Origin of the sequence: Rhodococcus sp. W8901 (assembly GCF_013348805.1) — a bacterium.
GTDB lineage: Bacteria > Actinomycetota > Actinomycetes > Mycobacteriales > Mycobacteriaceae > Prescottella.
Map to the genome: position 1 here is coordinate 4,427,177 of NZ_CP054690.1, position 18,322 is coordinate 4,445,498.

Genomic DNA, 18,322 nt, shown 5'->3' on the forward strand with positions numbered 1-18,322 from the left:
CAACCACCTGGATGGTGCTCGATCACACTCGCAGCGCCCCGGTCCATCCGAGGGGGTCACGTGCGGCGGTCGACCACCGAAATTCCTGGGTTGAGCACTCGGATGAACTTACAGGCTCACCCCTCCACAACGCATTTCCGGACGCCCGCGTGCACCGTCACCCGGTGACGTCGAGCGCGGCGATCACTCGGGTCGGGCGGACTCGCACCACGAGTTCGCCGGGCGCACCGTTGCGCCGCCCGAACTCCTCGGCGCGATCGGCGCCCATGTACCGCCGGCCCACGTCGGTCGCGACGCGCAGCAGCTCGTCGGGATCCGTCGACAGCACGGCGTCACCCTGGATCTGCACAAAGGCGTACGGCGGCTCCTCGAGGTCGACGCACAACACCACCCGGGGATCGCGGGCGAGGTACCGGCCCTTGGCCGTGTCCGCGCCCGTGTTGAACACCACCTCGTCGCCGTCCAACACGAACCAGACCGGGGCGACGAGAGGTCGGCCGTCTCCGGAGAGATAGCCCAGCTTGCCGGTCCGAGTTCCGCGTGTGAGAAATTCCCGGACCTTCGCGTCACGCAGAGTGCTCACAGACCGCACAGTACGCGAGTGGTCGCGGAGGTGCCGGGCTCGACGGAATCTGTCAGGACAGAACTTCGACGAGGGTCGTCGCCGAATCGCCCACCATGTACTTCTCGATTCCGTCCAGGTGTTTACGCCAGAAGTCCTGGGCCGCGATCGCATCGCCGCGGCGCAGATGATCCAGCAGTTTGGTGTAGGCGCGCTGCGCGGCACGTGCGGCCGGCTGCTCGTGCTCGTTCCCGTGCGCGGCGATGAACAGCGCGTTGTGGGCCTCGATGATGTGGACGAGCATGCCGGCGAGCACCGTGAGGGTCTCGTTGCCGGCCAGATCCACCAGGCTCTGGTGCAACTGCACGTCATGGTGCGCGAAGCCGGCGGCGTCGTCCACCAGTTGCGCCCCCTCCGCGATCAGCGCGGCGAGACGGTCGAGCGCCTCCGCGTGGCCGGGACCGGCGAGGACACCGACGGCCGAAACCTCGAGCGAGGCCCGGGCCCGGTAGACGTCCACCAGCGGTGTCCCCTGGTACTGCAGCAGCAGACCCGTGTAGCGCGCGGCGACCGACGCGTCCGGGGCCATGACCCGGGCCCCGCCCCGGGCGCCGCGCAGCACGGTGATGATGGACTCCGATTCGAGGATCCGGAACGCCTCGCGGAGCGTGGGCCGGGACACCCCGAACTGCTCCATGAGCACCGACTCGTTCGGCAAGGGATCGCCCGCGCCGAGCTCACCGGTGATGATCCGCCGACGCAAGTTCGCAGCGACCAACTCACCAGCCTTCGGTACCCGAACCACCGACGATTTCGCTCCGGCTGCCACGACGCCCCTTCACTCCGTTGAATCGAAGCCCGTCTGAACAGGCCCGACGAACGACCAAGGGTACAACTGTTAACCGATTTGGCCGGTACCGGCGCTGCCGGTGTCTCCCCCACCCGACAGGTAGGCCCGCTGCACCGCGTCCAGATCGGCGCCGATCTCGGCGGCCGTCCCCTCGAGCATCACCTGGCCGCGCCGCATCACATACACCCTGTCCGCGACGGTCAGCACCTGGCGGACGTGCTGTTCGACCAGCAGGACACCGACACCGCGTTCGTCGGCCGCGGACCGCACCACCGCGAGCAGGCGTTGCACGATCTGCGGCGCCAGGCCCAGTGACAGCTCGTCCGCCAGCAGCAGTTTGGGGTTCCGCGCCAACGCCCGGGCCAGTGTGAGCATCTGCTGCTCGCCACCGGACATCAGTCCGGCGGGCCGCCGGAGCAGCGCCCGTAGCTCCGGGAACACCGCACACGCGTCGTCGGCCGAGACGCCTGCCAACCGGAGGTTCTCGGCGGCGGTCAGGCCCATGATCACCGATCGCTCCTCGGTGACGTAGCTCAGCCCACGCCGTGCCAGGGCCGACAACGACGTGCGCCGCTCCGAGCCGAGCACGGACAGTGAGCCCGAGATCGGCGCCAGCTCCCCCGCCACCGTCAACATCGTCGTGGACTTGCCCGCCCCGTTGGCGCCGATGAGCGCCACGACCTCGCCGGAGCGCACGGTGATGTCGAGGTCGCGGCAGACCACGGCGCCGGCGTAGCCGGCACTCAGGCCTCGGCATTCCAGCACCGTGTCGGACGCCACGGCCTTCTCGCTCGTGGTGGTCACGGTCATCGTGCCGCCTCCGTCTCGTCGTCGGTACCCAGGTATGCATCGCGGACCGCCGCGCTGGCGGAGATCTCGTCCGGCGTGCCGGCGGCGATCACCCGGCCTGCCTCGAGCACCACGATCCGGTCGCAGGTGGACATCACCAGACCCATGTCGTGCTCGACGAGAAGCACCCCCGCCCCGCGCTGCACCGCCAGATGCCGGATGGCCACAGCGAGCTCACGGCTCTCGGCGTCGTCCAGACCGGCAGCGGGCTCGTCGAGGAGGATGACGGACGGCGCGGACGCGACGGCTCTGGCGATACCCACCAGCCGGCGCCGCCCGTACGACAGTTCACCCGGCAGTGCGCCCAGGTCGTCCTCGAGTTCGAAGTCGCGCACGACGGTCGACGCACTGGGTGAGAGTGGATGGCGACCCGGGCGGATCAGATCGGTGAACCACGTACTCCAGGTGGCCTCGTCGGCACCCGCGTGGATGTTCTCGCCGACCGTGACGTCCTCGAACAGTTCCAGCGACTGGAAGGAGCGACGGAGTCCGCCCTTGGACCGCCGTGCCGTCGACCAGCCGGTGATGTCGTGGTCCCCCAGCGTCAGCTGTCCCGCCGCGGGACTGACGAATCCGGTGATCGCGTCGATCACGGTGGTCTTGCCGGCCCCGTTCGGCCCGATCAGACCCACGACCTGTCCGGGCGCGACATCGAGGTCGACCCCGTCCACGGCGGTGACGCCGCCGAACCGCACCGTCAGCCCGCGAACCGACAGCGGTGTCGGTGCGACGGTGCTGGACGGCAGTTCGTCCGAGAGTTCGTGAACCCGCCGCGTGTCCCGCGGCCGCAATGCGCCAAGCCCGGGGAGCCTGCCGATCGCCCGGAGTTGACGGGAGACCACGTCCGCGATTCCGTTCTGGTTGGTGAGCAGGGTGACGATGAGGATCACTCCCGCGAGCAGGCTGGCGATGGCCAGACCGTCCACCAGGCGACTGACGAGTGCCCCGGGCGCCATCAGCGCGCCGATGACGCTGCCCACCACGAACCCGAGCCCGCCGATCACCGACTGGACCACCGCGTTGATCGAGGCGAACACGTTGAACTCGAGGTAGGTGACGGCGGTGTTGCGCAGGCCGAGAAGAATTCCCGCCACCGCGGCCAACCCCGCTGCGAGAGCGAAGGCATAGATCTTGACCGCGAACACGCTGATCCCGAGCGAGGCCGCGGCCCGCTCGTTGGTGCGCACCGCGATGAGCCGCCGGCCGGTACGCGAGCGACGCAGATTCGCCACCATCAGGCCGCACACGACCAGCGCGACGAGACACAGCAGTGCCCACCGTTCGGGGTAACGCGAAGCGGTCACCTCCAGCCCGAACAGGTTCAGCTCGGAGATCTTGACCGAACCCTCGAGCTTGTCGCCGGTGAGGGTCGGGTTGTTGAACACCATCTCCTGGACCGTGAACCCGAGCCCCAGGGTGACCACCGCCAGGTTCACGCCCCGGGTCCGCAGCGCGGGCAGCGCGAACAGCACGCCGAAGGCGATGACGGCGACCACGCTGACTATCGCCGCCGGGATCAGCGGCCAGCCGGCCTGGCCGACGAGTCGCGCGGCGAGCAGCGCACCCAACCCGCCGACGGTGTACTGGGCGAGCGAGAGCTGACCGGCGAAACCGGTCAGCACCACGATCGAGAGCAGGAAGACCGCGGCAGCCAGGGTCAGCGTCAGCGACCGCAGCCAATCGCCGCCGATCGCGATGACGACGCCCGCCGCGACCACTGCGAGAACGACACCCACCCAACGGATCTCCCCGGAGCCGAGTCGGGGCAGCCGCTCCGAGACGTGGCTGCGTAGCGGCAGCCCCTTCCCCCGCACCACCAGCACGATGAGGATGACCAGGAACGGCACTGCCCGGTTGATGCCGGTGAGTGTCTCCATCCCGAGTAGATCCCGCAGGTCGTCCTGGTACAGGACGACCACGCTCTCACCCACACCGAGCAACAGCCCGCCGAGCAGGGTGAGCGGGAACGAGCGGAAGTTGCCGAGCAGCGCAGCCGCCAGCGCCGAGACGGTGACGATCACGACGAACGCCGACGGGGTGAGTCCCGTCAACGGTGCCACCAGGATGCCGGCGGTGCCGGCCAGTGCACCGCCGACGGTCCACGTCAGCGCGGCCAGCCGCTGGGGCGACCAACCGAGTGCGGCGGCAGCGCGCTCGTTCTCGGCCGCCGCGGTGATGGCGAGACCGACCCGGGTGAACCGGGCCAGCCCCCAGAGCACGGCAGTCATTCCCACCGCGATCCCCAGCAGGATCAGCCGATCCTGCTGCACCACAATGCTTCCCCAGTGATAGGCGTCGTCGGGCAGGAAGGCTCGCACCCGGATCGACTTGGCCCCGTAGTACTGCTGCACCCCCGCCTGCAGGAGCACCATCAGGCCGAGAGTGGCGGCCAGCCGGACGATCGGCGCAGCGTTCATCAACCAGCGCAACACCAGCAGCTGGAACGCCAGTCCGATCAGTGCGGCAACCACGACCGCCACGACGAATGCCGGCAGCAGCGCCCAATCATGTTCGCGCTGCAAGGTTTCCAGACACACATAGGCGGCCACCATGGCTATCGCGCCCTGCGCGAAGTTCACCACCCCGGAGCCGCGGTAGACCAGCACGATGCCGTGCGCAAGGAGCGCGTAGGCGGAGCCCGCTCCCAGGCCCAGGATCGCGAACTGCAGTAACTCAGTCATTCGTCAAACTCCAGGGTGTGCTCGGGTCAGGAGGTGCGCAGGTCGTACTGCGTCGGATCAGTGACCACCACGTCGCCGTCGAACGTCATCCGGTACATCATCGTGTTCGAGACGCGCTGGAAGATCCCGAACGGCTCGACCGCACCCGGTGTCCAGGCCGGGACCAGGCCGGCCATGTCGAGATCCTTGGCGTTCTCGAATCCCATCTGGACCGTGCTCTTGTTGATGTCCGTCAACCCGTTCGCGACCTCACCGAACGCGCGCACCGCCAGCCACGGGTTCATCTCGTCGCCGGTGAGGTTCTCCAGCTCGAGCTCCTTCTTGCCGGACTTCTCCATGTCCGCCAGGAAGTCCTTCAGTCCCGGGAAGTCGTCGGTGCTCGACGAGGGCGCGGGAACCACGCCGGTGTACTTCGAGGAGGTCGCGAAGGTCCCCAGGTCCTGCAAGTCGGCCTGGGAGAACCCGACCGATCCCAGCGCGAAGCTCAGCTTCGACCCGAGCTGCTCGAACGACTGGGCGATCGGGTTGGCCTCGGTCGGGCCCAGCGCCATGATCACGCCCTGCGCTCCGTTGCGCTCGGCGGCGGCGATGAACTGGGTGTAGTCGGTCGCGCCCGCGCCCACCGCAACCTCGTTGACGATCTCGGCGCCCTTCGCCTGCACGGCCGGGCCGAGCAGCTGGATCAGCATCGCGGCGACCGGGACGTCGGGGCGCATGAGGGTGAGCTTGGTCTTGCCGTCGGCCACCAGGATGTCGATCATCCCGTACAGGTTGAGCAGCGAGCCGGAGAACGGGGTGAACACGTTCGTGGCGGAGAAGTCCGAGATGTTCAGCGGGTTCAACCCGATTCGCGGGATTCCCGCGTTCTGCAGGACCTGGGACGTGCCCTCGTTGTTGGCGGGCGTGAAGTCCGCGATCGTCGCGACGACACCCTCCGTGATCATCTTGTTCGCGCAGTCGACCTCCTTGTTGGGATCCCCCATGGAGTCGCACTGCACCAGTTCGAGCGGGCGTCCGTTCACGCCGCCGCGGGCGTTGAACGCGTCGACCGAGGCGATCGCGCCCTCGGCAGAGTTGATGGATGCGAGCCCCGGCGCCTCGATGGGAATGATCTGACCGACCTTGATCGGCGCCCCGGTGGCTGCGTTCTCGGCCGGGTCCGCACCGCTGTCGTTGCTGCTGCAGCCCGAGGCGAGCAGACCGGCGGCGGCAATAGCGGCGATTGCGGGAGTAAATTTCTTCAGGTTCACGGCGCGTCCTTTGCGTATGGGGCAGCTACATCTCGTTATTCCCGGGAGCCGTGTCCTGCACTCCCGCCCGACCTCGGCAGCAGCGTATGGGAACGGAATGCAGGTTTTTGCGAAGTTCGCGATTTTCGTTGCGTAGTGCTTCGAAATGCCTCGTCAGCGGTCGTCACCGCTTCTGGGCGAGGTACCAATCGATGAGTTCCGGGGCGTCGATGGCGCTCCGATCCATGATCCGGGCAGCATCGGCACCCTGGAACATCCGTTTGATCGGGACCTCGAGCTTCTTCCCGGTACGGGTGTGCGGAACCCCGGGTGCCGCGATGACCTCGTCCGGGACGTGCCGCGGCGATGCCTGCTCACGGATGACGGACTTGATGCGATCCTCGAGATCGGCGTCGAGCACCGCCCCGTCCGCGAGCACCACGAACAGCGGCATCCAGTACCCGCCGTCCGGTTGCTCGGCTCCGATGACGAGCGCCTCGACGATCTCGGGCAGCCGTTCGACAGCCTGGTAGATGTCGGCGCTACCCATCCTGATGCCGTTGCGGTTGAGAGTGGAGTCGGATCGTCCGTGCATCTCGACACTGCCGCGCTCGGTGACGGTGATCCAGTCGCCGTGCCGCCAGACCCCGGGAAAGTCGTCGAAATACGCCTCGCGATAACGCTTTCCGTCGGGATCGTTCCAGAATCTGACCGGCATCGAGGGCATCGGCGCAGTGACGACCAGCTCTCCCACGTCTCCGCGGACCGAATGCCCGTCCGGCCCGAAGGCATCGAGCGCGACACCCAGACACGGCGCGGACAGCTCGCCGGGCCACACCGGCACCGTGCGGGCCCCGCCGATGAAGGCGGACACGACATCGGTGCCACCGGTGATCGAGAAGACCGGAACCGACTCACCGACGTTGTCTGCCAACCATGTCGACGACGACGCCGGCAGCGTCGACCCGGTGATCCCGACTGCGCGGAGCGCGCTCAGGTCGTGGTCGCGGCGCGGGACGACGCCGGCCTTCGAGCAAGCCAGCACGTAGCCGGGGCTGGTGCCGAGCACGGTGACCCGGTGCCGGGCGGCCAGCGCCCACAACGAGTCCGTGTCGGGATAGCCGGGACTGCCGTCGTAGCAGACGATCGTGGCGCCGACCAGCAGGCCGGCGACCTGGAAGTTCCACATCATCCAACTCGGGCTGGTGTACCACAGGAACGTGTCGTCGGTCCCGATGTCCATCTGCAGCGCAAGGGATTTGACGTGTTCGAGGAGAACGCCGCCGTGGCCGTGCACGATGCCCTTGGGCAGACCCGTGGTGCCCGAGGAGAACACCACCCACAGCGGGTGATCGAACGGTACCGGCACCGGCTCGAGCGGCGCGTCGCCCGCGGTGGCGTCCGCCCACGCGATCGCGTCGGTCACCGGTTCGGTGCCGAGCTTCGGCACCAGAACGGTGCCGACGAGCGAGGGCATGCTGCCGCGCAGGTGTGCGATCTCCTCGTGCCGCGGGTGGGTCCGGCCACCGAAGCGGTAGCCGTCGGCGGCGATCAGCACCTTGGGCTCGAGCTGGCCGAGCCTGTCGAGCGCGGCGGGCGCCGAGTAGTCCTGACCGCATGCGGCCCACACCGCACCCAGGCCGGCGGTCGCGAGAAACGCCACGACCGCCTCGGGCACGTTCGGCAGGTAGCCCACCACCCGATCGCCCTCACCGACGCCGAGCGATCGCAGGGTGGCCGCGAGCGCGCCCGCCTGCCGGAGCAGCTCCGCCCAGCTCAGGACCACCGGATGGCCGTCCTCGGCCTCGTAGACGACGGCGGGCCGATCGGTGCGGGCGCTCCGGGTCACGTGGTCGACGTAGTTGAGCCGGGCGTCCGGGAACCACACCGCGCCGGGCATCGCATCGTTCGCCAGCGCCGGACCCGGATCGGTGATGGACCGCACCTCGAAGTAGTCCCACACCGCCTGCCAGAAGTCGCCGATGTGGTCCACCGACCACTGCCACAACGCGGCGTAGTCCGGCAGCGAGAGCCCGGTGCGCCGCTCCACCCACCGGGCGAAGTCGGTGATCCGCGCCTTCTCGATGTCGGCGTCGGTCGGCACCCACTGCGGTCGGGGTCGCACCTGCTCGCTCGTCATGCGTTCACTCTTCTCCGCCGGCGCGGGCGATACCGGACCTTCGCACGATCTCCTCCGCATGCCGCAGGACGGGCGCATCGACCATGCGACCCTCGAAGGTGAACACACCCCGCTCGCGGGATGCGGCCGCGAGAACCTGTTCGGCCCAACCCAACTGCTCCGACGTGGGCGCATACGCGTGGCGGATGATGTCGAGCTGTCGGGGGTGGATCGCGACCTTGCCGTCGAACCCGACGGCGACCGCGTCGTCGCACTCGTCCGCGAGCCCGTCCAGGTCGGGGATGTCGAGGAACACCGAGTCCAGCGCGAACCGCCCGTACGCCTTCGCCGCGAGCAGCGCCGTGGACCGCACGTGCCGCGCGATATCGCGGTAGCTGCCGTCGGGCTTGCGGCTCGACGCCCCGCCGAGACCTGCGACCAGGTCCTCGGCGCCCCACATCACGCCCACGGCGTTCGCGGCCTGCACGGTCTGCGGCACCGCCAATGCACCCAACGGCGACTCGATCAGCACGACCACCGACAGCGGTGCGAGATCGAGTACCTGGTCCACGGTTTCACACTTGGGCAGCATCACCGCGGTGTAGGGCGTGCGATCGAGGACCGCGCAGTCGCGTGCGTAGTCGTCGGTGCCGTGCGCATTGACGCGCACCACGGTCCGCGCGGGATCGAGCGGTACGTCCACCAGCGCGCGGCGCGCAGTCTCCTTGTCGGCAGGGGCCACCCCGTCCTCGAGATCGAGGATCACGACGTCGGCGGCATCGGCCGCCTTGGCGAACCTCTCGGGACGGTCGGCCGGGCAGAACAGCCACGCCGGACCGGGGACCGCACCGGCCCAGAGGTCGAGCGGATCGCCGTTCATGCCGGCTTCTTCCGCACGAGCGTCTTGCGGATCGCGGTGGCGACGACGTCACCGTGCTGATTGCGTCCGGTGTGCTCGAACGTCACGATGCCCTCCCCCGGTCTGCTGCGGGACTCGCGTAGATCGGTGACGACGGTCTCGGCGTAGAGCGTGTCGCCGTGGAACAGCGGCTTGGGGAACGCGATCTCGGAGAATCCGAGGTTCGCGACGATGGTCCCCTGCGTCAACTGCGTCACCGACAGCCCGACCAACGTGGACAGTGTGAACATCGAGTTGACCAGCCGCTCACCGAACTGGGTCTCGGCGGCGAACGCGGCATCGAGGTGCAGAGCCTGCGTGTTCATGGTCAGCGTGGTGAACAGGACGTTGTCGGCCTCGGTGATGGTGCGCCCGGGGCGGTGCGCGTAGACGACTCCGGTCTCGAACTCCTCGAACCACAGCCCGCGTTGGACGATCTTGCGCATCGTCACTGTGCCGCTCCCTCCCGTATCCTCCCCACCCGTCACACCCCCAGCTCGCGCGCGATCAGCATCAACTGCACCTCGGTGGTGCCCTCACCGATCTCGAGGATCTTGCTGTCTCGGTAGTGGCGGGCCACCGGGTACTCGTTCATGAAACCGTATCCACCGAAGATCTGGGTGGCATCGCGCGCATTGTCCATCGCGGCCTCGCTCGCGATCAGCTTCGCGATCGACGCCTGCTTCTTGAACGGCTTGCCCGACAGCATGAGTGCCGCGGCGTCGTAATACGCGGTCCGGGCGACGTGGGCGCGCGCCTCCATGCGGGCGATCTTGAAGGCGATGGCCTGGTTGGCGCCGATCGGCCGGCCGAACGCCTCGCGCTCCTTGGCGTACTTGACCGATTCGTCGACGCAGCCCTGCGCGGCTCCGACCGACAGAGCCGCGATCGCGATGCGGCCCTCGTCGAGGATGCGCAGGAAGTTCGCGTAGCCACGGCCGCGTTCGCCCAACAGATTCTCCTGCGGTACCCGCACGTCCTGGAAGGTCAGCGGGTGCGTGTCGGAGGCGTTCCAGCCGACCTTGTTGTACGCGGGCTCGGCGGTGAAGCCGGGCGTCGACGTCGGTACCAGGATCGTGGAGATCTCCTTGGCGCCGTTCTCCTTGGTCCCGGTGACCGCGGTGACCGTCACCAGCTTGGTGATGTCGGTGCCGGAGTTGGTGATGAACTGCTTGTTGCCGTTGATGATCCAGTCGCCACCGTCCATTTTCGCGGTGGTCCTGGTCCCGCCGGCATCACTGCCTGCCCCCGGCTCGGTGAGCCCGAACGCGGCGAGGGACTTGCCGCTCGTGAGCTGCGGCAGCCATTCCTGCTTCTGCGCCTCGTTGCCGAAGCGGTACACCGGCATCGCACCGAGCGACACACCGGCTTCGAGGGTGATCGCGACGGACTGGTCGACCTTGCCGAGTTCCTCGAGCGCGAGGCACAGGGCGAAGTAGTCGCCGCCCATGCCGCCGTACTCCTCGGGGAACGGCAGACCGAACAGGCCCATGTCGGCCATGCCGTCGACCACCTCGTACGGGAACGTGTGGTTGGCATCGTGTTCGGCGGACACCGGGGCCACCACGTTCTGTGCGAAGTCCCGGACGGTCTTCGCGAGCTGCTGGTACTCGTCGGGCAGCGATCCGGTGGACAGGTAGTCGGTCATGACGCGTCTTCCTCCGTTGCGAGTTCGGGTGTTTCAGTGCGTGCCGGGCTGATTCGCGCCAGCAGTTGATCGACCTTCACCTGGTCGCCGACGGCGACGAGAACCTCCGTGACGCCGTCGATCGGTGCGGTGAGGGTGTGTTCCATCTTCATGGCCTCGACGACGACGACCGCGGTCCCGGCGGAGACGGTGTCGCCGGTCGCGACGGCGACCGCGATCACGGTCCCCGGCATGGGGCTGGTCAGTTCGGCGTCACCGGTGTGGGCATCCGCGCCGCGGACACTCGCCTCGCGGATCTGCGAGACCACCCATGTCGCATCGGCGCCGGCGAGCCACAGCGTGCCGTCCTCGTCGGCGACCCGATAGGTATCGCAGCGCCCGTCGGAGACGACCGTGAGCACATCGCCGTCGAGTCGTGCTGCGAGCGTGTGGTCCTCACCGTGTTCGATGCGGATCCGGGCATCGTCGGGCGTGCCGGTGATCAGGACGTGGTCGATCCGGGCGCCCGAGCGAAGCCGGAACGAGAGCGGATGCGGTCCGCCGACCCTCCAGCCGGTGGGTGCGTCCCACGGGTCGGCGCCGGATCCGTCGGCCCACAGCCCGAGCCAGCGGTAGGCGGCCGCAGCGAAGAGGACCTCGTCGTCGGGATCCGGTACTCCGTAGCCGACGACGCGGCGATCCAGCAGCCCCGTGTCGAGGTGTCCGGCGCGGACGTCGTCGTCGGCGAGCAGGAACCGCAGGAAGTCGACGTTGGTGCCGACACCGAGCACTGCGGTGTCGGCGAGCGCACGGTCGAGTCGGCGCAACGCCTCGCCGCGATCGGCGCCGTGCGCGATCACCTTCGCCAGCATGGGGTCGTAGTCGCTGCCGACCGTGGTGCCCGCGAGCAGTCCCGAGTCCACGCGCACCCCGATGCCGTCGGGCTCGCGCAGACCGAGCACGGTTCCGCCGGTCGGCAGGAAGCCGCGTCCGGGGTCCTCCGCGTAGATCCGGGCCTCGATCGCGTGCCCGGTGAGGGTGATGTCGTCCTGGTGCAGGGCCAACTTCTCCCCCGCCGCGATCCGGACCTGCCACTCGACCAGGTCGAGGCCGGTGACCATCTCGGTGACCGGGTGCTCCACCTGCAGGCGGGTGTTCATCTCCATGAAGAAGAACTCGTCGGGCCGGTCCGCGGACACGATGAACTCGACGGTGCCGGCGCCGGTGTAGTCGACGCTGCGGGCGGTGTTGCACGCCGCGGTGCCGATCCGTGCCCGGGTCTGCGCGTCGAGCAGCGGCGACGGCGCCTCCTCGATCACCTTCTGGTGCCGGCGTTGCAGACTGCACTCGCGCTCGCCGAGATGCACGACGTTGCCGTGGCTGTCGGCCAGGATCTGGACCTCGATGTGCCGGGGGCGCAACACGAACCGTTCCAGGAACAGGGTGTCGTCGCCGAACGCCGACGCCGCCTCGCGGCGGGCACTGGCGAGCGCGGACGGAAGATCGTCCGCGGCTTCGACGAGCCGCATGCCCTTGCCGCCACCGCCGGCGGACGGCTTCACGAGCACCGGATAGCCGATGTCGTCGGCCGCCGCGATCAGGTCGGCGTCGGACAGACCCGGCCGCGCGATGCCCGGGACGACCGGGACATCGAACGCGGCCACCGCGTTCTTCGCGGTGATCTTGTCTCCCATCACCTCGATGGCCCGCGCCGACGGCCCCAGGAAAACGATACCCGCTGCGTCGCAGGCGGCCGCGAATGCCGAGTTCTCCGAAAGGAATCCGTATCCGGGGTGGATCGCCTGCGCACCGGTCCGCTTCGCGGCGTCGAGTACCCGGTCGATGTCGAGGTAGCTCTCGCGCGCCGCGGCGGGGCCGATCAGCACCGCGACATCCGCCTCACGGACGTGGCGAGCGTCGGCGTCGGCCTCGCTGTAGACCGCGACCGAGCGGATGCCCAGCTGCCGCAACGTACGCATGACCCGGACCGCGATCTCGCCGCGGTTGGCCACCAGGATCGTGTCGAATGTGCCGGCACCGCCGGCGTCGAACTGAGTAGTCATGTGTGTCCTCACATCCGGAAGACGCCGTAGGACACCGGCTCGAGCGGCGCGTTGGCGCACGCCGACAGGGCCAGCCCGACAACGGTTCTGGTGTCCGCAGGGTCGATGATGCCGTCGTCCCACAGTCGGGCCGTCGAGTAGTAGGGGTTGCCCTGCGCCTCGTACTGGGCCCTGATCGAGTCGGGGTCTCGTCCCGAATCTCGCCCGGACCCGACGGCGCCGAGCACCGAGGCGGCCTGCTCGCCGCCCATCACCGAGATGCGGGCGTTGGGCCACATCCACAGGAAGCGGGGCGAGTACGCGCGCCCGCACATCGAGTAGTTGCCGGCGCCGTACGAACCGCCGATCACCACCGTCAGTTTCGGCACCCGCGCGCACGCGACGGCGGTGACCATCTTGGCGCCGTGCTTGGCGATGCCGCCGGCCTCGTACTCGCGTCCGACCATGAATCCGGTGATGTTCTGCAGGAACAGCAGCGGAATGTTGCGCTTGTCGCACAGCTCGATGAAGTGCGCGCCCTTCATGGCGGACTCGGCGAACAGCACACCGTTGTTGGCGACGATGCCGACGGGGTGCCCGTGGATCCGGGCGAACCCGGTGACCAGGGTCTTGCCGTACTCGGCCTTGAACTCCTGGAAGTCGGTGCCGCCCGCAGGGGCGCCGTCGACCAGACGGGTGATGACCTCGCGCACGTCGTACGGGGTGCGCGGATCGGTGGGCACCACGTCGTACAGCTCGCTCTGGTCCGCTGCGGGCGCCACGGTCTCCGTGACGTCCCACGGACGCGGCGCACGGGGACCGAACGTCGCGACGATGTTGCGGACGATTCGCAGCGCGTCCCGGTCGTCCTCGGCGAGATGGTCGGTGACGCCCGAGACCTTGGAGTGCAGGTCGCCGCCGCCGAGCTCCTCCGCGGTGACCACCTCGCCGGTCGCGGCCTTCACGAGCGGCGGACCACCGAGGAAGATCGTGCCCTGGTTGCGGACGATCACCGCCTCGTCGCTCATGGCCGGGACGTACGCGCCGCCCGCGGTGCACGAGCCGAGCACTGCGGCGATCTGCGGAATCCCCTTGGCGCTCATGGTCGCCTGGTTGTAGAAGATCCGGCCGAAGTGTTCGCGATCCGGGAAGACCTCGTCCTGCATCGGCAGGAACGCGCCACCGGAGTCGACGAGGTAGATGCACGGCAGGTTGTTCTGCAGCGCGATCTCCTGCGCCCGCAGGTGCTTCTTGACCGTCATCGGGTAGTAGGTGCCGCCCTTGACCGTCGCGTCGTTGGCGACGATCACGCACTCACGCCCGGAGATGCGTCCGACACCTCCGATCACACCGGCGCCGGGGCACTCGTCGCCGTACATGCCGTTCGCGGCGAGCGGAGCCAGTTCGAGGAACGGGCTGCCCGGATCGAGCAGGGCGTCCACCCGGTCCCGCGGCAGCAGCTTGCCGCGAGCGACGTGGCGCTCACGGGACCTCTCGCTGCCACCGAGCGCCGCCGCGGCCAGCTTGTCGCGCAGCTCGGACACGAGGGCGAGGTGCTGTTCCCGATGGGAGGTGGTTGATGCGGTTCGAGCGGTTGTCACGTCACCGTCCTCGCAGTTCGATAGATACGATGAGATTCGGTTAATTCCGAATAACTGAAATCAGGTTATCCGTGATTAACTGAGTTGTCCAGATCACACGAACAGGAAAATGTGACCGATGACCGACGTCGACCGTGATGCGGGGCCGACGGCCCCCAGCAGGCGCAGCCAGGCCAAAGCCGACCGTCGCCGAGAGTTGTTGCGCGCCGCCGCTCGGCTCATCGCCGAGCGCGGCTTCCCCGGGGTTCGCCTCGAAGACCTCGGCTCCGCGGTGGGCATCAGCGGCCCCGCCGTGTATCGGCACTTCCCCAACAAGGACGCGTTGCTCGTCGAGTTGCTCACCGACATCAGCGAGCGACTGCTGGCCGGCGGCACCGCGGTCCTGGATCGGGTGTCGGACCCCGCCGAGGCGCTCGGGCAACTCGTCGACTTCCATCTCGACTTCGCGCTGGGCGAGCCGGACCTGATCCGAGTGCAGGATCGCGACCTGCACTCACTGCCCGACGACGCCCGCCACCGCGTGCGCCAGACCCAGCGCCGGTACGTGGAGATCTGGGTGGATGTGCTGCGGAGGATCGATCCGGGACTCGACACCACCCGCGCCCGAATCGCCGCGCACGCGACGTTCGGCCTGATCAACTCCACCCCGTACAGCGCGGTATCCCCGTCCGTCGATGCGACGAACGGGGACCCGACGCGCGGCGTGCTGCGGAGAATGGCACTCGCCGCGCTGCTGGCGGATTCCGCGTAGCAACGCGGAGCCCTGTTACTTCCTCCGGGCGGCGATCGCCGTGTAGCCGAGGGCCAGCACGGCCGCTGCGGCGATGCTGATCACCCAACGCCACCAATCGATTCCGGGTGTGTCGGTGCCTCCCAGGGCACCCCACAGCCAGTATCCGATGAGCGCTCCGGCGATGCCGATCACCACCGTGATGATCCATCCCATCGGCTGCTTGCCAGGAAGAACAAGCCGCGCCAGCACACCGATGACTGCGCCGAAGATGATCGTGCCGATGATCTCGCCCATGACTGGCTCCTTCCGTCCGCCCCCGCCACGCGCGGAACACGCCCCCGCCCTGGCTCGAAGGTACGACCTCCGTCGAGCCAGGGCAGGGCATTGCACAAATCGTTGCGTGAGCGCGCCCTACGGCGCGTGCATGATGACGCCGCGGATGTTCTTGCCGTCCCGAAGGTCCTGGTAGCCCTGGTTGACATCTTCGAGTGAGTAGCGAGTGGTGACCAGTTCGTCGAGCGCGAGCTGGCCGGCGTCGTACAGGCGGAGCAGCCGGACGATGTCGTACTGCGGGTTGGCGGAGCCGAACAGCGTGCCCTTGATCGTCTTCTCGTTGAGCGTCAGATCGGTGCCCGAGACGTGGACGGTGAGCTTCGTCGGATCCGCGAGACCGGTGATGACGACGGTGCCGCCCTTGCCGATCACGGCGGTCGCCGCGGAGACGACGTCCTCGTCGACGGTGCCGACCAGGATCAGGGCGGCGTCGGCGCCCTGCCCCCAGCTGAGCTCGTTGACCTTCTCGGCAGCCTCGGCCGCGGACGCGTATGCGTGGCTCGCCCCGAACTTCAGTGCCGTCTCGCGCTTGAAATCGACCGGGTCGACCACGACCACGTACTTGGCACCGGAGTGCACCGCGCCCTGGACCGCGTTGATACCCAGGCCACCGACGCCGTAGATCACGACGATGTCGCCGGCGCGGACGTCGCCCGCATAGACCGCGGTCCCCCATCCGGACGGGACACCGCACCCGACGAGGACGGCGGTCTCGAGCGGCAGCCACTCGTCGACCTTGACGACCGAGTGCTGCGAGATGGTGGCGCGTTCGGCGAACGTGCCGAGCATGCACATGGCGCCGAAGTCCTTTCCGCCCGAATGGAAGCGGAAGGAGCCGTCGGGCATCGAGCCCTCGAGGATCGTCGCGCCCATGTCGCACAGGTTCTGCCGCCCGGTGGCGCAGTAGCGGCACGTGCCGCAGTTGGGGATGAAGCTGCACACCACGTGATCGCCGGGCTTGACCTTGGTGACGCCGGGGCCGACCTCCTCGACGATGCCGGAGCCCTCGTGCCCGCCCACGATGGGATAGCGCGGTGGCAGGTCACCGTCGGTGAGGTGCAGGTCCGAATGGCACAGTCCGGCGGCGGTGTACTTGATCAGGACCTCGCCGGGACCGGGACCGTCCAGGTCGAGTTCCATGATCTCGAACGGCTTTCCGGCCTCGAGCAGAACGGCGGCCTTGGTCTTCATGGGTTCTCCTTGATCGATGTCGGTGTCGTTGTGAGAGGTTGCTGCCGTCAGAGCGCGATGTTGACGGCCTTGGTCTGGGTGAAGGCGTCGATGCCCGACGCGCCCAGTTCGCGTCCCCAGCCGGACTGCTTGTAGCCGCCGAACGGCATCGCGGTGTCGAAGCCGTTGTACTGGTTGACCCACACCGAACCCGCCTTCAGCCGGCGCGCGGTGCGGTGCGCCTTGGAGATGTCCCGGGTCCAGATTCCGGCGGCGAGTCCGTAGATGGAGTCGTTGGCGGCGGTGACGATGCCCTCGTCCGCATCGAACGGCATCGCCGCGACGACCGGTCCGAAGATCTCCTCGCGGACGACACTGAAATCGGGCTCGACGTCGACCAGGACGGTCGGCTCGACGAAGTAGCCCGTCTCGCCCCAGCGCTTGCCGCCGGTCAGCGCGCGGGCGCCGTCCGCGAGGCCGTCGCGCAGGTAGCCGGTGACGCGGTCGAACTGTTCCTGCGACACGAGCGGCCCCAGTTCGGTGGTGGGGTCGAGCCCGGGACCGATCTTGACCTTGCTCGCGGCGTCGGCGACGGCCTCGGTGAAACGCTCGAAGATGCTGTCCTCGACGTACAGGCGGGTGCCGGCGACGCAGCACTGACCGTGGTTGAACAGCCAGGCGTTGAGCGAACCCGCCACGGCCGCATCGAAGTCCGCATCGGCGAACACGATGTTGGGGCTCTTGCCGCCGAGCTCGAGGGAGACCTTCTTGAGGTTGCCCCTGGCGGCGTCGACGATCTTCTTGCCCACCTCCGTGGAACCGGTGAAGGCGATCTTGTCGACGTCGTCGTGCGCGGACAGCGCGGCGCCGGCATCACCGAAGCCGGGCACGATGTTGACGACGCCGGGCGGGAATCCGGCCTCCTCGAAGATCTCGGCCAGCATGAGCGCGGTGAGCGGGGTCTGCTCGGCGGGCTTGAGGATGACGGTATTGCCGGCGGCGAGTGCGGGCGCGAGCTTCCACGACGCCATCAGCAGCGGGAAGTTCCACGGAACGATCAGCCCGCACACCCCGACGGGCTCGCGCAACGTGTACGCGTGGAATTCGCCGCCGGGTACGAACGGCATCGACACGTTGACCGTGCTGCCCTCGATCTTGGTGGCCCAGCCTGCGTAGTAGCGGAATACGTCCGCTGCCCAGGCGACGTCGACGGCGGACGCGATCGCGACGGACTTGCCGTTGTCGAGCGCCTCGAGCTGACCGAACTCGGAGGCCCGTTCGGTGAGCAGATCCCCCACCCGCCAGATCAGCCGCTCCCGCTCGTTGGGCTTCATCGACGCCCACGGCCCCTCGTCGAACGCGCGACGCGCTGCCTGGACGGCGCGGTCGATGTCGGCCGCCTCGCCGTACGCGACATCGGCGAGGCGATCACCAGTCGCGGGATCGTGCGTCACGAACGTGCGGCCCGACGCCGCGTCGACGAACTCGCCGCCGATGTATAGCTGCTTGGTGCCGGAGAGAAACTCGCGAACTCGCGGTGAAACCGCCTGCTCGGCAACGACAGTCATGCTCGAACCTCCTGAATCTGGCGTGTGACGTGCAACACAGCCATCGTGCTTCGGGAGGGC

The 18,322-nt window shown here is 68.4% G+C and carries 15 protein-coding genes; 1 reads left to right on the forward strand and 14 read right to left on the reverse strand.

Annotated elements, in window-relative coordinates; genetic code table 11:
• Nucleotides 1–157 precede the first annotated feature (157 nt).
• From HUN07_RS20600 to HUN07_RS20650, 11 genes are all read right to left on the reverse strand, one after another.
• Nucleotides 158–574 carry a PPOX class F420-dependent oxidoreductase gene (locus HUN07_RS20600; RefSeq protein WP_441346832.1) on the reverse strand — a complete coding sequence of 139 codons (417 nt, stop codon included), beginning with the start codon at nt 572–574 and terminating at the stop codon, nt 158–160.
• Nucleotides 575–635: 61 nt separating this feature from the next.
• Nucleotides 636–1,391, reverse strand: a complete 756-nt coding sequence (locus tag HUN07_RS20605) for a FadR/GntR family transcriptional regulator (RefSeq protein ID WP_174912366.1) — start codon at nt 1,389–1,391, stop codon at nt 636–638.
• Nucleotides 1,392–1,460: 69 nt separating this feature from the next.
• A complete protein-coding gene (locus tag HUN07_RS20610) occupies nt 1,461–2,222 on the reverse strand; it encodes an ABC transporter ATP-binding protein (protein ID WP_174912369.1) in 762 nt (253 codons plus the stop codon).
• Entirely contained in the window at nt 2,219–4,942 is a 2,724-nt protein-coding gene (locus HUN07_RS20615; RefSeq protein ID WP_174912371.1) for a branched-chain amino acid ABC transporter permease/ATP-binding protein, read from the reverse strand. The genes HUN07_RS20610 and HUN07_RS20615 overlap by 4 nt, the downstream gene beginning before the upstream one ends.
• A gap of 26 nt (nt 4,943–4,968) precedes the next feature.
• Complete coding sequence (locus HUN07_RS20620) at nt 4,969–6,192, reverse strand: ABC transporter substrate-binding protein (RefSeq protein WP_174912374.1); 1,224 nt, start codon at nt 6,190–6,192, stop codon at nt 4,969–4,971.
• A 163-nt stretch (nt 6,193–6,355) separates the two neighbouring features.
• A complete protein-coding gene (locus HUN07_RS20625) occupies nt 6,356–8,311 on the reverse strand; it encodes an acetoacetate--CoA ligase (protein WP_174912377.1) in 1,956 nt (651 codons plus the stop codon).
• Nucleotides 8,312–8,315: 4 nt separating this feature from the next.
• Complete coding sequence (locus HUN07_RS20630) at nt 8,316–9,170, reverse strand: HpcH/HpaI aldolase/citrate lyase family protein (protein WP_174912380.1); 855 nt, start codon at nt 9,168–9,170, stop codon at nt 8,316–8,318.
• On the reverse strand, nt 9,167–9,634 hold the full coding sequence (locus HUN07_RS20635; protein WP_114718990.1) for a MaoC family dehydratase: 468 nt from the start codon (nt 9,632–9,634) through the stop codon (nt 9,167–9,169). Before HUN07_RS20635 ends, HUN07_RS20630 begins: the two co-directional genes overlap by 4 nt.
• A 38-nt stretch (nt 9,635–9,672) precedes the next feature.
• Entirely contained in the window at nt 9,673–10,836 is a 1,164-nt protein-coding gene (locus tag HUN07_RS20640; RefSeq protein ID WP_114718831.1) for an acyl-CoA dehydrogenase family protein, read from the reverse strand.
• Nucleotides 10,833–12,878: an acetyl/propionyl/methylcrotonyl-CoA carboxylase subunit alpha gene (locus HUN07_RS20645; RefSeq protein WP_174912383.1), complete on the reverse strand. Its 2,046-nt coding sequence runs from the start codon at nt 12,876–12,878 to the stop codon at nt 10,833–10,835. The genes HUN07_RS20640 and HUN07_RS20645 overlap by 4 nt, the downstream gene beginning before the upstream one ends.
• Nucleotides 12,879–12,886: 8 nt before the next feature.
• Nucleotides 12,887–14,458, reverse strand: coding sequence for a carboxyl transferase domain-containing protein (locus HUN07_RS20650; protein ID WP_174912385.1), 1,572 nt, complete (start codon nt 14,456–14,458; stop codon nt 12,887–12,889).
• 118 nt (nt 14,459–14,576) lie between these two features.
• On the opposite strand from HUN07_RS20650, the gene HUN07_RS20655 reads away from it, so the two are divergent.
• A complete protein-coding gene (locus HUN07_RS20655; RefSeq protein ID WP_174912388.1) occupies nt 14,577–15,209 on the forward strand; it encodes an SACE_7040 family transcriptional regulator in 633 nt (210 codons plus the stop codon).
• Nucleotides 15,210–15,224: 15 nt separating this feature from the next.
• On the opposite strand, the gene HUN07_RS20660 is transcribed toward HUN07_RS20655, so the two are convergent.
• The 3 genes from HUN07_RS20660 to HUN07_RS20670 form a co-directional block, all read right to left on the reverse strand.
• Nucleotides 15,225–15,485, reverse strand: coding sequence for a GlsB/YeaQ/YmgE family stress response membrane protein (locus HUN07_RS20660; protein ID WP_114718827.1), 261 nt, complete (start codon nt 15,483–15,485; stop codon nt 15,225–15,227).
• A 117-nt stretch (nt 15,486–15,602) separates the two neighbouring features.
• Nucleotides 15,603–16,715 carry an NDMA-dependent alcohol dehydrogenase gene (locus HUN07_RS20665; protein ID WP_174912391.1) on the reverse strand — a complete coding sequence of 371 codons (1,113 nt, stop codon included), beginning with the start codon at nt 16,713–16,715 and terminating at the stop codon, nt 15,603–15,605.
• Nucleotides 16,716–16,762: 47 nt separating this feature from the next.
• On the reverse strand, nt 16,763–18,262 hold the full coding sequence (locus HUN07_RS20670; protein WP_174912394.1) for an aldehyde dehydrogenase family protein: 1,500 nt from the start codon (nt 18,260–18,262) through the stop codon (nt 16,763–16,765).
• Nucleotides 18,263–18,322: the final 60 nt, after the last annotated feature.

What these genes read in the sequence shown, in the direction of transcription:
- HUN07_RS20610 (WP_174912369.1), bottom strand. Translation starts at nt 2,222, where the DNA reads ATGACCGTGACCACCACGAGCGAGAAGGCCGTGGCGTCCGACACGGTG.
- HUN07_RS20615 (WP_174912371.1), bottom strand. Translation starts at nt 4,942, where the DNA reads ATGACTGAGTTACTGCAGTTCGCGATCCTGGGCCTGGGAGCGGGCTCC.
- HUN07_RS20625 (WP_174912377.1), bottom strand. Translation starts at nt 8,311, where the DNA reads ATGACGAGCGAGCAGGTGCGACCCCGACCGCAGTGGGTGCCGACCGAC.
- HUN07_RS20630 (WP_174912380.1), bottom strand. Translation starts at nt 9,170, where the DNA reads ATGAACGGCGATCCGCTCGACCTCTGGGCCGGTGCGGTCCCCGGTCCG.
- HUN07_RS20635 (WP_114718990.1), bottom strand. Translation starts at nt 9,634, where the DNA reads ATGCGCAAGATCGTCCAACGCGGGCTGTGGTTCGAGGAGTTCGAGACC.
- HUN07_RS20640 (WP_114718831.1), bottom strand. Translation starts at nt 10,836, where the DNA reads ATGACCGACTACCTGTCCACCGGATCGCTGCCCGACGAGTACCAGCAG.
- HUN07_RS20645 (WP_174912383.1), bottom strand. Translation starts at nt 12,878, where the DNA reads ATGACTACTCAGTTCGACGCCGGCGGTGCCGGCACATTCGACACGATC.
- HUN07_RS20655 (WP_174912388.1), top strand. Translation starts at nt 14,577, where the DNA reads ATGACCGACGTCGACCGTGATGCGGGGCCGACGGCCCCCAGCAGGCGC.
- HUN07_RS20660 (WP_114718827.1), bottom strand. Translation starts at nt 15,485, where the DNA reads ATGGGCGAGATCATCGGCACGATCATCTTCGGCGCAGTCATCGGTGTG.
- HUN07_RS20665 (WP_174912391.1), bottom strand. Translation starts at nt 16,715, where the DNA reads ATGAAGACCAAGGCCGCCGTTCTGCTCGAGGCCGGAAAGCCGTTCGAG.
- HUN07_RS20670 (WP_174912394.1), bottom strand. Translation starts at nt 18,262, where the DNA reads ATGACTGTCGTTGCCGAGCAGGCGGTTTCACCGCGAGTTCGCGAGTTT.